The sequence below is a fragment of the Teichococcus aerofrigidensis genome, assembly GCF_054073225.1.
The window spans coordinates 39,226-53,058 of sequence record NZ_JBSXMU010000016.1 but is presented as its reverse complement, the minus strand read 5'-3'; the positions used below and the strand labels follow the sequence as shown (position 1 = coordinate 53,058).

The window sequence follows — 13,833 nt, the reverse complement described above, 5'->3', positions numbered from 1 at the left end:
GGCCAGGGCAGGGGCGTCGCCCGGCGCCACGATCAGCCCGGTATGGCCGTCCCGAATGCCCTCCTCCGTGCCGCCGACGCGCGTGGCGACGATCGGCCGGCCGAGCGCCATGGCTTCCAGCAGCACCATGCTAAGGGATTCATGCTTCACCGAGGCCTGCACGACGACATCCATCGCCCGCATCCAGGCGCCGACATCGGCGCGGAAACCGGTGAAATGCACGCGGCCGCGCAGCACGGGGTTCTCGGCCATGGCGCGGATCTGCGCCTGGAAGCCGGCCTTGTCCTTCAGCGCCAGCGGGCCGACGATCCAGAACTGCGCCTGCGGATGGTCCCGCGCCAGCAGCTCCGCCGCACGCAGGAAGACATCCTGCCCCTTGCGCGGCTCGATGACTCCGAAGACGCCGATATGCGGGCCGGGGCCGGTGACCTCGGCGGCGGGAGCGGGCGGCGGGCCGTCCAGCAGGCGCGCCTCGATGCCGTTCGGAATGACGCTGCCGCGGTCGAGATCGGCGCCGATGCTGGCCAACAGCGCGGTACCGGCGCCGGAGACGGCGATGTAGCGGCTGTAGTCACGCACCGCCTGGCGCAGCGCCAGCGCGTAGAGCGGACGGGCCGGCAGGGATTCATGGACGTGCAGCAGGATGGGCAGGCCGAGCGCCCGCGCCGCGCGGCGCGCATAGAGCGAGCCGACCGGATGATGCGCGTGGATCAACGAGACCTGCTCGTCGCGGCAGATCCGCTCCACCGCCGCGGCACCCTGGCGCCAGGCCAGCGGATAGCGCAGCAGCACGCGCGGATCGGCGGTGATGCGCATGCGGTCGAAGGGCGTGGGCGCCACGCGCAGCCCCTGCGCGCGCGCCGCCTCGGCCAGCTCGCCGCCGTCGGGGCAGGCCAGGATGGGCTCCCAGCCATGCCGGGGGAGGCCGCTGGCCAGGTTCAGGATGACCCGTTCCACGCCGCCCAGATGGCCGACGCGGTTGACGATCAGGACGCGGCGGCGCTCGGCGCGCGGGGGGAGGGCGTTCATGTGCGGACCGGCTCCGTCGCCGCCGGCCGCCGCGCGGGCGCGGGCGGCGGCGCGTCGGGAGCGGCATAGACCGAGGCGGGCGGGTCGGGCATCGGCGTGACATGCTGCCGCTCCCAGGCCTTGGCCTGCCGCAGGAACTCGCCGGAGGCATGCAGCCCGGCCCAGATGAAGCCGCGTGGCCCGAGCTTCCAGCAACCCGAGACGATGTAGATCCAGCCGAAGCGCAGCAGCGGCTTCAGGAACAGCATCAACGCGCTGGCCTTGCCGGCCTCGGACAGCATCCGGCCCTCGAGATCGGAGTTGCGGTCCAGCGTCTGCATCTGCGCCGAGATGGAGTAGTTGCGCCAGTGGAGCAGCGGCCCATCCAGCATGAGGGCGGCGCCGGGGACGCGGATCTCCTCATGCACCAGCATGGTCGGGTCCCAGTTGCCGAAGCGGCGGTTGAACAGGCGGATGAAGTTCATCCGCTTGCTGCGCCGGCGCATGCTCGGCATCAGCCGGCCCAGGAATTCATCCTGGCGGTCCACCACATAGCCATTCCGCGGATCGGGGCCGGCGGCCAGCGCGGCCTGGATGGAGGCGGCGAGCTGCGGCGTGACGATCTCGTCGGAATCGATGGAGAGCAGCCAGTCATGCGTGGCCAGCTCGACACCGCGCCGGTGCTGCTTGCCCCAGCCCAGCCAGTCCTGATGCACGACGCGCGCGCCGAGCCCTTCGGCGATCTCCACCGTGCGGTCGGTGCTGCCGGAGTCGAGGATCAGCACCTCGTCGGCGAAGGCGACGCTCTGCACCGCGCGGGCGATGCAGCCTTCCTCGTTCTTCGCCAGAATCAGGACGGTCAGCCTCGCGCGGGCCTCGCCGGAGGGCGACAGGGGGGTGGCGGTCATGCAAGATGTTCCCGTCTCGGCTGAAGGGGAGGCGTGGGATGTTCGGACGGCGCGGCCTGCTGGCCACAGGATTGGCTTTCCTGCCGGGCGGCCGGACGGCGCGGGCCGCCGGGACCTCGCTCATTCCCGCCGCGCATCCGGTGCTGGGCGATCATCTCGATCGCCTCCTGGAGCGACTGCCGGCCGGCACCCGGGCGGAACTCGCCGCGATGGGGGGCCGGCTGCGGCACGGTGGCCTGCTGGCCGAGGCGCTGCCTTTTCCCGCGGCGGCGCTCTTCGCCGGATTTCCCGGCGGCATGGCGGCGGAGGAACTGCGGGACTGGCTGCGCCACCCCGAGGGGCTGCGGCTGTGGCGGCAGGGCTGGGCGGAGGCCGGCTTCCACGCCCTGCCCTGCGGTGTCCTGGAGACGCCCCTGGCCCTGCGGGCCGGTCCCGGAACCGCCGCCGACGACCTCCGCCCCCGTGCCATGGCGGTGCGGCCAGGGCCCCTGGCCATGGCCTGGGAGAGTCTGCCGGCCGCGACGCAGGGCGAGGGCACGGATGCCGCCCTGGGCTGGGACAAGCCGGGGTGGGACAGGCCGGGGTGGGACAGGCTGGAGTGGGAGAGAAGCGGGCCGCGGGCCTTCGCCTGGCCCGCCGCCTACGGTCAGCTGATCGAACTCGCCATGCCGGCCGAGGACTGGCGCCGGCTTTCCGGGGCGGCGCGTGCCCAGCTGACTGACGCCTGTGCCCTGGCCCTGGCGGAGCCCGCCCGGCTGGAACCGGCGGCCCGGCCCTTGCCGCCGGCCCTGGCGATGGGGCTGGCCCAGGCCCTGGGCCATAGCCTCGCCCTGCTGGTGCCCGAGCCGGCGCGGCGTGCCTACGCGGCGGCGCGCCGGGCCCGCTGGATCGGCCCGGCCATGGCCTGACGGCTGCCGGGCCTGCCTCATGCGCCCTGCAATCCGCGACGCAACAGGGCGATGTCGGCCGCGCTGGGCAGCAGCGCCGGCAGCGGCAGCCCGAGCGTCCGACGCATGCCGAGCAGCAGCCCCGTCAGGCGCACCAACCCGCCGGCCAGCACCGCATAGGCGGCACCGATGGCACCGAGCCAGGGCACCAGCACCACCAGCGCCAGCGCCGTGGCGGCGAAGGAGACGGCCTGCACCGTCGAGGTGAAGCCGGGGCGGCCCAGGCAGAGGAAAAGCTGCATCGGCACCTGGCAGAGGCAGGAGATGGCGGCGCCGATCAGCAGGATATGGAAGATGCCGGCGGCGGCGGCGAATTCGGGGCCGTAGAGCAGGCGCAGCGCCAGCCCGCCCAGCACCCAGCCGCCGGCCACCATGCCGAACATGGCGTAGAGGATGACGCGGAAGAGCCGGTCGTGCATCGCCTTGGTCGAGGCTTCGTCCCGCCCGGCCATGGCCGGGAAGCCGACCGAGGCGACCGCCTGCTGCACCACCATCACGAGGCGCGACAGGCCGAAGGCGACGACGTAGAGGCCGAAATCCGCCTGCGACACCATCGTCACCAGCACCATGCGGTCGAGCGAGAGGGCGAGATTGGCCAGCACCGCATTGGGCGCGGCGCGGAGCGCGAAGGAGACGAGCGGACGCGCCTCCCGCCCGGCGCCGCGCCAGTGCGGCCGGCCCAGGCGCCACTGCCAGACCAAGAGCAGCCCCAGCACCAGCACCGCGCCGGCGAACATGCAGCCGGCCGCCAGCTCCGGCGTCATCGGCAGGGCCGCCGCGGCCACCAGGAGCAGCAGAAGATAGAGCAGCACATCGGCCTGATTGGCCGTGTTGGCCAGGCGGTACTGGCCGAGCGCGCTGAAGCTGTTCTTCAGCACCATGGCGATCAGCATCACCGGCGTGGCGGCCATCACCATGACCTGCGCGGCCAGGACGGTTTGCGGGTCGTAATTCCGGCCCATCAGCCAGGGCAGCAGCGCCAGCCCGACCAGGACACCGAGGGCCGAAAGGCCGAGGCCTAGGACGAGCGTCGCGCCCAGCACGGCGCCGGCGCGCTCCGGATGGCCCTTGGTGCGATAGACCTGCGCATAGGGCAGGCCGGCCAGCGCCATGGTGGCCAGGACCAGCGGCCAGAAGGTGATGGCGGCATAGGCGCCGCGCCCCTCCGGCCCCAGCATGCGGGCCAGGAAGACGCCGGTGGCCAGGTTCACCAGGGTGATGAAGGCCTGGCTGAACACCGTCTGCAGGAAGGCGAAGGCGGTGCGCTCGCCACGGACCAGCCCTCGCAGGCCGCGGCGGAGCGCGGCGCCGATCTCAGGCATGGAAATAGGCCGCGCGTAGCCCCCGGCGGTAGGCGCCGTGCGCCGGCGCCATCTTCGGATCGATGCCGTTCAGCACCACGCCGGCGATGCGCACCTCGGCCATCTGCAGGGCGGCGACGCCGTCCAGCACCGCCTCGCGATGCGACTTGCCTGACTGCGTGACCAGGATGGTCTCCTGCACCATGCGGCCGATCAGCGCGGCATCCGACACCGGGCCCACCGGCGGCGTGTCGACCAGCACGTAGTCATAGGCCTTGTCGGCGGCTTCCAGCAGCTCGGCCATGGCCGTGGTCGCGAGCAGGTCCTGCGGCGCCACGGCCTCCCCCTCGAAACGGCCCGCCGGCAGGATGTCCAGGCCGGCGACACTGTCGGAGGCGACGGCGGCGGTGGCCGGAAGCCTGCCCGAGAGGACATCCACCAGCCCCTGCTCGGCCTCCCGGCCGAAGGCGGCGCGCGCCACGCCGGGGCGGCGCAGGTCGGCATCGATCAGCAACACCCGGAGGCCCGAGGCGGCCAGGCTGCGCGCCAGGGCCAGGGCCAGGCTGGTCTTGCCCTCGCCCGGCAGGGCCGAGGTGACCGCCAGGCTGCGGATCCGGCCGATCCCGCTGCGGGGCAGCGCCAGCAGCATGCGCAGCGAGCGCAGGGCCTCCGCCGTGGCGGATTTCGGCTGATGCAGCACCTGCCAGTGCGGCGGGCGCCGGCGGGAGGTCTGCGGCAGCGCGACAAGCCCGCGCAGGCCGGTGGCCGCCTCCACCTCGCCGAGGGTGGCGAAGCCCGGGCGCAGACGGTCGCGCAGCATGGCGAGGCCCAGCGCGGTCACCGCCGCGACGACGCCGGAGATCGCCAGCAGCAGGCTCTTGCGCGGGAAGCTCGGCAGCAGCGGCGGCGTCCCGTAGGAGACCACGCGCGCATCGGCCTGCTGGATGCCCTCCTGCGCCGCGACCTGCTTCTGGCGGCTGAGCAGGTTCTCGTAGAGGGTGCGGGTGATGTTGACCTGCCGCTCCGCCTCGCGCGCCGGCGCGTCGTTGCGCTCATAGGCGCCCATCTCGCGCTCGAGATCGGCGACCGAGCGGCGCAACTCCATCTCCCGGGCGCGCGAGATCTGCACCTCGCTCTGCAACCCGCGCAGGACTTTGCCGACCTCCTCGCCGATCTTGCGCTGCACCTCGGAAACCTCGGCGCGCGCCGCGCGCAGGGACGGGTGGCTATTGCCGAACTGCGCGGCCATCTCGGCCTCGCGGCGGCGGGCGATCGCCTCCTGCTCACGCAGGCGCGAGATGGTGGCGGAGGCCTGCACGTCGGTGTCGGCATCGCCGGCGGCGGCCAGGCTGCGGCTTTCGCGCACGCGCTGCAGGCGGGCCTCGCGCTGCGCCAGATCGGCGCGGGCCATGGTCAGCTGGGCGTTCATCTCCGCCAGGCGCTGCGCCGTCAGGGAGGTGCCACCGGGCTGATAGAGCTGGAAGCGCTCGCGGTACTCCTGCAGCTCCCGCTCCGCCAGGCGCAGGCGATTGGCCTGCTCCTCCACCTCACGGTCGAGCCAGCTGCGCGCCGCGGTCAGAGCCTCGTTCTTAATCCGCCGCTGGTCCTCGATGTAGAGATCCACATGGCGGTTCACGATGCGGGTGGCGAGCTCGGGGCTGGACGCCTGGAAGGTCACGTTGATGACGAAGGAGCGGCCCGTATTGAAGACGGACAGACCGCGCTGATAGCTGGCGACCGCGATCTCGAAGCGCGTCTGCTCGTCGGGATCGCCGGCGAGAGCATCGGTCCAGCCGTCCAGCATTCGCGCCGCCGAGGTCAGGCCGGCGCGGCTGGCCAGATCCGCCAGGCCGCCCACGATGCGCGCGGACAGCGGCGGCGTCGGCTGGAAGTCGGCGAGCTTGGTCAGCTCCAGATCCTCGACGACACGGCGCATCAACTGCGGGCTGGTCAGGATCTCCACCTCGCTGCGCACGGCATTGCCGTCGATGCCTGTCGCCGGGCCGGTCAGCACCTCGCGCAATTCCGCGTAATGCAACTGGCGCGTGTTCAGCATCACCATCGCGCTGGAGGAATAGATGGGCTGAAGGTTGATGATCACCACGAAAGCAAGGGCGAGCCAGGCCAGGATCCAGAGCGCGATGAAGCGCCGCGAGCGCCGGAAGATCCCCGCCAGGGCACCGAGCGAGGTCTCCTTCGACGCATGCGATCCCTGCGGCAGGGCGAGAGCGGGGAGATGGCTCTCCCCTTGTCCGTCAGGAATGCGGGCCGGGATCATCGCGAAATCCTCTTGCAGGGGCCGGGGGACAGCGACATGGCGAGGCGTGGTGGCATCGGTGGGGGGCTCCGCTTGGCAGATCCTGGAAAGCCGGACCCGCCCCTACTGGGCGCTTCGACAGGCGGCCGAACATCCTGGAATGCAGGTTTTCTGGCCTTCGGCGAGCACTTGGCCGGATACTAAGTCACAGTGAACCGCAAGTAGAACAAGATAAAATTTGGTCAGATCCGCTTACGTGATCTCACATTTCTTTGACCTTCGGCGTGCCTGTCGATGCGCATAACGCATTGCAGCATTCCACCGCAAGCCAGTATCTATTCCGAGCACGACACAAGACCTGTAGCAAAAAAAAGTCATATTTGGTTATTCAACCAAAAAGTTTCCCCTTGCGTGCGGGGGTGGATTCGTCACCCTTAAATGAACGCGCTTGGAGACCGATTGCATGTCAAGGCAAAATTATCGCGTCCTGGTTGCGGGCGGTTCGGGCTTCATCGGATCCAACCTCTGCCGCCGCCTGCTCGAACAAGGACATGAAGTCCTTTGTGTCGACAATTACTTCACGGGTTCGCGCTCCAACATCGCGGACCTGATCGGGAACCCCCGATTCGAGGCGATGCGCCACGATGTTACTTTCCCGCTTTATGTCGAGGTTGATCGAATATTCAATCTCGCCTGCCCGGCCTCGCCGGTGCATTACCAGTACGATCCCGTGCAGACGACCAAGGTCAGCGTGCTTGGCGCGATCAACATGCTTGGCCTTGCCAAGCGATTGAAGGCGCCCATCCTGCAGGCTTCCACCAGCGAGGTGTATGGCGATCCCACCCAGCACCCGCAGCGCGAGTCCTACTGGGGGAATGTCAACCCCATCGGGAGGCGCGCCTGCTATGATGAAGGCAAGCGCTGCGCCGAGACGCTTTTCTTCGATTACCGCCGCCAGCACGGCCTGAATGTAAAGGTCGCGCGGATCTTCAATACCTACGGTCCGGCGATGCATCCCGCGGATGGCCGCGTGGTTTCCAACTTCATCGTGCAGGCGCTGCGCGGAGAGCCCATCACGATCTATGGCGATGGCTCGCAGACCCGCGCCTTCTGCTATGTCGACGATCTGGTGGAGGGGCTGATCCGCCTGATGGACACGCCGCCCGAGGTCACCGGCCCGGTGAATCTCGGCAATCCCGGCGAGTTCACCATCCGCGAGCTGGCCGAGATGGTCATCCGCATGACCGGCTCCAGCTCGCAGCTCATCATGACGGCGCTGCCGGCCGATGATCCGAAGCAGCGTCGCCCCGACATCAGCAAGGCGCAGGAGCTGCTCGGCGGCTGGACGCCGAAGGTGCCGCTCGAGGAAGGGCTGGCCAGCACCATCGCCTATTTCCGCGAGGTGCTCAGCGGCGACGAGCCGCAGCCGCTGCCGCACATGGCGGCGGAAGCCTATGCCAATGCCCGGCTGCGCGTCGCCGCGCCGGAGGCGCCGCGGCCCGATCCGGCCGGCAGGCTCCGCGCATGAGGACCGGGCAGGCTTACAACGCCGACCTGCTGCGCCTTCTGGCGGAGCCGTCGCGGCCTGTCCGCCAGGGCGCGGGACACGCCTTCCGGGCGTCCAGCCATGCCATCAGGGTCTGCGTCGCCCTGGTCGACGCGCTGCAGGTGGCGGCCCTGGGCCTGCTGATCTGGGCGTTGTTCCCGCAGTCGATGGAGAATGGCTGGAGCGCCGCCGGCCTCGCCGTGCTGGCCGCGGTGCTGGCCGGCGTCACGCGCCGCGCGCTGCGGGTCGGCACGGCGCCGCAGCCGGATGCCGTCGCCGCCGTCGCCCTGCGCGCCGCCCTGGCCGTGGTGATCGCCGTCCCCACGGTGCTGTTCTGCGCCTGGATCGCCCGCCTGCCCGATGCCGGGGTGGGGCAGTCCATGCTCGGCTGGGGCCTGTTCTGGATCCTGGGCGCGGCGCCGGTGGCCTTCGGGCTGCGGCATCTCGCCAACCACATGGCGATCCGTCTCGGCCGCGCCGGTCCCGCCGTCGCCATCCTGGGCGATCCGGCGGAGCGGCAGCCGCTGGTCGATGTCGTGCAGCGCTTCGGCGCCTCCGGCTGGCACCTGGCCGCCTCCGCCGAGGAATCGCCGGAGACCCTGGAGCGCCTGGCCGGCCTGGCCGAGGCCGGTGAGCTCGACACGGTGATCCTGGCCTGCCGGGGCGAGGGCGCCCTGGAGCGGATCGAGGCCGTCTGTGCCCGCTTGGCGGACCAGCCGGTGCGGATCTGCCTCTCGCCCGGCTTCACCCCGGCCATGGCCGGGGCCCTGACCGGCCCGAGCCTGGCGGCCCTGCCGCTCTATGACCTGCGCGGCCGGCCTCAAAGCGGCTGGCCGGCGACGGCCAAGCGCAGCATGGACATCCTGCTGGCGGGTGGGGCGCTGCTGGTGCTCTCGCCGTTCCTGGCGCTGGTCGCGCTGGCCATCCGTCTGGAATCGCCCGGCAGCCCCTTCTTCGCCCAGTGGCGCTTCGGGCAGGGCAGCCGGCCCATCAAGGTCTGGAAGTTCCGCTCCATGTATGCCGATCGCGGCGACCGCACGGGTGCCGCGCGCACCCTGGCGCGCGATCCGCGCGTGACGCCGATCGGGCGGTTCATCCGCCGCACCAGCATCGACGAGCTGCCGCAACTCTTCTGCGTGCTGCGTGGCGACATGTCCCTCGTGGGCCCGCGTCCGCATCCGCTTCACATGCGCGTGGGCGATGCCTACTACTTCGATGCCGTCGAGGGCTATCGCGTGCGCCATGCCATCAAGCCCGGCCTCACCGGATGGGCGCAGATCAACGGTTCGCGCGGCGAGGTGGACACTCTGGCCAAGGCCCGCCGGCGGCTGGAGCTGGACCGGTGGTATCTGGACAACTGGTCGCTTTCCCTGGATCTCTGGATCATTCTGCGCACGGCGCTGGGCGGCTTCTCGACGCGCGGCGCGGATTGAGGCGGGTCCTCCCGCCCATGGCCAGGCTGCCCCGGCCTGTTCCGGGCCGGGGGCTTCCGCAGGCGGGCCTTCGCCTGCGGCCTATCATCAGCGGACGGCGCGACCATCCATGACACCAGCCCTGACCCTGCCGGCCCGCGGCACGCGCCTCGAGGAGGGGGGTGGCCTGCTGCAGGCGGATGCCATGCTGGCGGCCTGCGTCGCCCTGTTCCTGCCGCTGGCGATGCTGGCGGCCGGGCTGGCCGGCCCCCTGCGCCTGCTCTACCCGGCCATGGCCGTGGCGGCGGCCGGCTATCTCTACTTCCGCAACTCGCCCTGGTATGTCGGCCTGCTCGTCTGGCTGTTCTGCGCCTCGCCGCTGATCCGCCGCATGGTCGATCTGCCGCTCGGCTTCCAGCAGTCCAGCCCGATCCTGCTCGCGCCCTACGCCGCGGCGCTGTTCTGCGCCATCTCCTTCGTGACCTACCTGCTGCGGCCGCGGGCCAGGCTGATCGGGCCTTTCGTCGTCTTCCTCGTCTGCGTCGGATACGGCTGGGTGCTCGCCGCCTTCGCCGGCCGGCTGGCCTCCGGCATGGTCGATGTCCTGAAATGGGGCATCGGACCGCTGGTGGCCGTGCATCTGATGGCCCAGGCGAAGCAGTATCCGGCATTCCACCGCGTCGTGCTGAACAGCTTCGGCATCGCCTGCCCGGCCATGGCGGCCTATGGCATCATGCAGTTCATCGAACCGACGCCCTGGGACGCGGACTGGGTCTCGAACATGATCCTGCAGGGCATGACCTCGATGGGCCAGCCCTTGCCCTTCGAGCTGCGCGTCTTCGGCACCATGCATTCCCCGGGCTCCTTCGGCGCCTTCCTGATGGTCGGGTTGATCCTGCTGATCGGCCGGCCGCTGCCGCTGGCGCTGCCCGGCATGGCGCTGACGGTGCTGGGGCTGGCGCTGGCGCAGTACCGCGCCATCTGGACCGGCACGGCGATCGGCGTGCTGCTGGTCCTGTTCGGCGGCACGGCGCGCGAGCGGATGCGGATCATCATCGGCGGCATGGTGCTGGTGCTCGCCATGGGTCCCATGATCGCGGTGCCGGAGATGCAAGAGACCATCACCAAGCGCATCGAATCCCTGACGACGCTCGCCGCGGACGAGAGCGGCGAGGACCGGCTGAACCAGTACCGCGAGTTCCTGGAGGGCGAGGACCGGCTGATCATCGGCGAGGGGCTGGCCATCACCGGCGCCTCCCGCCAGATGGACGGCAAGCAGGGCGTGGTGATCGACAGCGGCATCATCGAGGTCTACACGGCGCTCGGCATCATCATGGCCACGGTGATGTTCGCCGCCATGGCCGTGCTGGTGCTGCGAACCTTCCGGGCCTCGGATGCCGTCTCACCGCATATGCACCTCTACCGCGCCGTGGTGGTGGCCAGCTTCCTGCAGCTGCCCTTCGGCTCGGTGCATGTGGGCGAGGCGGGCTTCGGCGCCTGGCTCTGCCTCGGCCTCGCCATGGCCTCGATGCTGCCACGCAGTGACATCAGGAGAACGACGTGACGGACCGGCTCTGCATCGCCACCTGGATCGTGCTGGACAAGGTCGAGGAGGCGACGGACTTTCCGTCGGTCGGCGAGAACTCTTCCCGCGCCGCCTTCCAGCTCGTCTACTGGCGCTGCGTCGCGACCTTCTTCGCCACCAGCCTGGCGCATGATCCGGAAGCGCGCCACGTCCTCTATTCCAATGTGGATGTGGCCGAGGCGGCGCCGCCCGGCATCCTCGCCCATCTGCGCGCGCTGGGGGTCGAGTTCCGGCTCTGCGACATCACCTTCCGCCTGCCGAGCGGCAGTGTCAGCCGCTGGGGCAATCAGTTCTATGTCCTCGATGTCATTCGCGACTTCGCCGCGCATCCCGGGGGCGAGGCGCTGGTCCTGGTTGATTCCGACTGCGTGATCCGGCGCGCGCTGACGCCCCTGCTGCCGCGCATCCGTGAGCATCGCTGCCTGACCTATACGCTGCGCCCGCGGGACCAGAAGAACTACGAGCTTGGCCAGTTGCTCAACGGCATGAGCCATGCCCGCATGGGGCAGGTGCTCGAGGAGACCTTCGGCGTCTCGGTCGCTGAGCCGCCGCAGTATCACGGCGGCGAGTTCTTCGCCGCCACGCATGGCTTCTGCCGCGACCTCCTGCCGCGGATCGAGCAGCTCTGGCCCCGTGCCGTGGCCGAGGCGCGCTGGCCGGATTCGATCAAGGAGGAGGCGCATTTCCTCTCCATCCTGGCCTATGCCCAGGGCGTTCCGCCCTATACGGCGAATGACGTGATCCGGCGCATCTGGACCAATTTCGAGGACATCAACACCCAGCCCGACGATGCCGCGCTGGCGATCTGGCATGTCCCGGCCGAGAAGAAATACGGCATCCGCCGTCTGTGGCGGCATATGGAACGGCGCCGGCTGGTCGGCCAGAGACTGTCGCCGGAGACGAGCAACCGCTTGACCCGCCGCTATATCGGCGTGCCCCGGCGGGGGCCGGTGAAGCTCCTGCAGGATGTCGCGGAGAAGCTGCGCGAGCGGTTGCGGCAGCAGCTGGCCCGCTCCCGCCCTTCCGTCGCGCCCAAGATGCGGCGCGATCCCGCCAGCGGCTGAGGCCGGACCTCAGCCCGCCGCCAGCACCGGCTGAGCCTCGGCCCGCTGGTCGCCGGCGGCCGGCAGCGGCTGGATCAGGCCAAGACGCACCAGCTGCGCGGAGGATTCGTAGCGTTCCGATACCGCGCTGCTGAAGTCGACGCCGCCCTTCTTCTGCAGCCCCTCGACATAGCGCCGGTAATCGGCGCCGTCGTTCTCATAGGCGCCGCGCGACAGCTCGGCCCGGGCGCGCTGCTCGAAATCGCCCAGGAACTTGAAGTGCAGCAGGGCCGCCGTCGCCGCGGACATGCGGGCCCCATGCAGGTAGTGGCCGGCGGAGGCGTAGCGCAGGCCAGGCCGCCAGCGCACCAGGGGCACCTTGTTCAACAGGGGCGGATAGGGCGGGCGCAGGCGCTGGATGGCAGGGATGCCGCGGAGGCCAGGCATATCGGCCAGGCGATAGCGGATGGCGCGCGCGATGCGGGCCGGCGGACGCCAGTCCAGCATGTCGGGATAGAAGACGCGCAGACGCGGACCGCCGATGACGCGGCGCCCGCCATCCGGCAGCATCTTGATGCGGTAGCCGCTGCGGTCGAAGTAGGGGCAGGCCTGGAGGAAAGGCATTCCTGGCCGGTAATCCGCCGCGATGGCCGCGCCGCGCGGATACATGTCGAGCATCATGGCATGCAGGGCTTCCTCCTCCCGCGCCGCCAGTCGTGCGCAGAAGTCCGGCAGAGGCCGCGTCTCGCATCCGGCATAGATCAGCAGCTCATCGGCATCGACGACAACGCACCACTGTCCCATCCCATGGAGGTTGAGCAGCGGCTCGATCCAATCCATTCCGGCGCGTGCCGAGGACATCTTCTGCTGCGTGACGAAGAGATGGCAATCCGGCTGCTGCCGCAGGAAGTCGACGGAGCCGTCATCCGACCCGTTGTCGATCAGGAGGAAGCGGCCGACGCCGAGGTTCCTGTAGTGGTCGAGGAAAGCGGGAAGGCGGCCGGCCTCGTTGCGAATCTTGGCGAAGAGGCGGATCTCCCGCGGGTCCTCGGGGATGGGGCGCCCGTCCTCCGGCGGAAGCGGCGGCGGCAGCTTCGGCGTGTCGGTCACCTTGGCATCTCCTTCTCGGCGGCGGGGGCGGGGCGATTGTTCCGCGCCCCCCCTTTGTCGTCCATTCCGTTCGCGGCCCGCCGATTGACAAGCGCGCGATGGTCTTGGGCCCTCAGCGGGTTCGCAGGAACGCGGCGAAGGCGGCGAGCGTCTCCTCGCTGACGTGGTGCTCGATGCCCTCGGCATCGCGTTCGGCGACCTCGGCCGGCACGCCCACGGCCTGCAGCAGATCGACCACGACCCGATGCCGCGCCCGCACCTTGCAGGCCAGCGCATGGCCGGCCTCGGTCAGGAAAACGCTGCGGTAGGGCTTGGAATAGGCGAGGCCGAGGCTCTTCAGCCGGCTGATGCTCTTGATGGCGGTCGCGTGCGAGACGCCGAGGCGCCGCGCCAGGTCGGTCGGCCGCGCCTCGCCGTCCTCGCTGAGCAGGTCATCGATCAGCTCGACATAATCCTCCAGCACCGCGGAGGCGCGGCCGGCGCGGGCGGAGGCGTGGCGCGCCGCCTGGTCGCCCTCCGCCGGCATGTCGGCGGCCGCCGCGGGCCGGTCGGGAGGCGTCTGGCGGACCTCGGGAAGCTTGGTGTAGGGCGGCGTCATCGGAGCCGCAAGATGCCCCAGGGGCGAAGGTGTTGCAATCGCGGCAGATCGCATCAGATAAGTGTTGATTGTAGCCGAAGCTACAGGCTTAATATCCAGCATCAGATCGGTGACGCTG

At 70.3% G+C, this 13,833-nt stretch carries 11 protein-coding genes; 5 read left to right on the top strand and 6 right to left on the bottom strand.

Translation table 11 applies throughout. The features are described from left to right. The coding region (locus tag ACVMLK_RS06195; RefSeq protein ID WP_457485900.1) for a glycosyltransferase at positions 1-1,029 on the bottom strand (1,029 nt) is incomplete at its 3' end. Beyond that, entirely contained in the window at positions 1,026-1,916 is an 891-nt protein-coding gene (locus ACVMLK_RS06190; RefSeq protein ID WP_457485899.1) for a glycosyltransferase family 2 protein, read from the bottom strand. The genes ACVMLK_RS06195 and ACVMLK_RS06190, both read right to left, overlap by 4 nt. Positions 1,917-1,954: 38 nt before the next feature. Here ACVMLK_RS06190 and ACVMLK_RS06185 point away from each other — a divergent pair, with 38 nt between their 5' ends. Then, positions 1,955-2,824, top strand: a complete 870-nt coding sequence (locus tag ACVMLK_RS06185) for a hypothetical protein (RefSeq protein ID WP_457485898.1) — start codon at positions 1,955-1,957, stop codon at positions 2,822-2,824. Positions 2,825-2,841: 17 nt separating this feature from the next. Here ACVMLK_RS06185 and ACVMLK_RS06180 read toward each other — a convergent pair whose 3' ends face one another. Both ACVMLK_RS06180 and ACVMLK_RS06175 read right to left on the bottom strand, forming a co-directional pair. Beyond that, on the bottom strand, positions 2,842-4,185 hold the full coding sequence (locus ACVMLK_RS06180; protein WP_457485897.1) for a lipopolysaccharide biosynthesis protein: 1,344 nt from the start codon (positions 4,183-4,185) through the stop codon (positions 2,842-2,844). Beyond that, entirely contained in the window at positions 4,178-6,442 is a 2,265-nt protein-coding gene (locus ACVMLK_RS06175) for a GumC family protein (protein WP_457485896.1), read from the bottom strand. Before ACVMLK_RS06175 ends, ACVMLK_RS06180 begins: the two co-directional genes overlap by 8 nt. A 427-nt stretch (positions 6,443-6,869) precedes the next feature. Between ACVMLK_RS06175 and ACVMLK_RS06170 the strand changes: the two genes are divergently transcribed. From ACVMLK_RS06170 to ACVMLK_RS06155, 4 genes are all read left to right on the top strand, one after another. Beyond that, positions 6,870-7,949, top strand: coding sequence for a UDP-glucuronic acid decarboxylase family protein (locus tag ACVMLK_RS06170; protein ID WP_457485895.1), 1,080 nt, complete (start codon positions 6,870-6,872; stop codon positions 7,947-7,949). Next, a complete protein-coding gene (locus ACVMLK_RS06165) occupies positions 7,946-9,400 on the top strand; it encodes a sugar transferase (RefSeq protein ID WP_198366736.1) in 1,455 nt (484 codons plus the stop codon). Before ACVMLK_RS06170 ends, ACVMLK_RS06165 begins: the two co-directional genes overlap by 4 nt. A gap of 109 nt (positions 9,401-9,509) precedes the next feature. Further along, positions 9,510-10,943 carry a hypothetical protein gene (locus ACVMLK_RS06160; RefSeq protein ID WP_457485894.1) on the top strand — a complete coding sequence of 478 codons (1,434 nt, stop codon included), beginning with the start codon at positions 9,510-9,512 and terminating at the stop codon, positions 10,941-10,943. Beyond that, positions 10,940-12,028 carry a hypothetical protein gene (locus ACVMLK_RS06155; RefSeq protein ID WP_457485893.1) on the top strand — a complete coding sequence of 363 codons (1,089 nt, stop codon included), beginning with the start codon at positions 10,940-10,942 and terminating at the stop codon, positions 12,026-12,028. The genes ACVMLK_RS06160 and ACVMLK_RS06155 overlap by 4 nt, the downstream gene beginning before the upstream one ends. Before the next feature lie 9 nt (positions 12,029-12,037). Here ACVMLK_RS06155 and ACVMLK_RS06150 read toward each other — a convergent pair whose 3' ends face one another. Both ACVMLK_RS06150 and mntR read right to left on the bottom strand, forming a co-directional pair. Then, positions 12,038-13,117, bottom strand: coding sequence for a glycosyltransferase family 2 protein (locus tag ACVMLK_RS06150; RefSeq protein ID WP_457485892.1), 1,080 nt, complete (start codon positions 13,115-13,117; stop codon positions 12,038-12,040). A 112-nt stretch (positions 13,118-13,229) separates the two neighbouring features. Beyond that, positions 13,230-13,715 carry a manganese-binding transcriptional regulator MntR gene (mntR, locus tag ACVMLK_RS06145; protein WP_457485891.1) on the bottom strand — a complete coding sequence of 162 codons (486 nt, stop codon included), beginning with the start codon at positions 13,713-13,715 and terminating at the stop codon, positions 13,230-13,232. Between the last annotated feature and the right edge of the window lie 118 nt (positions 13,716-13,833).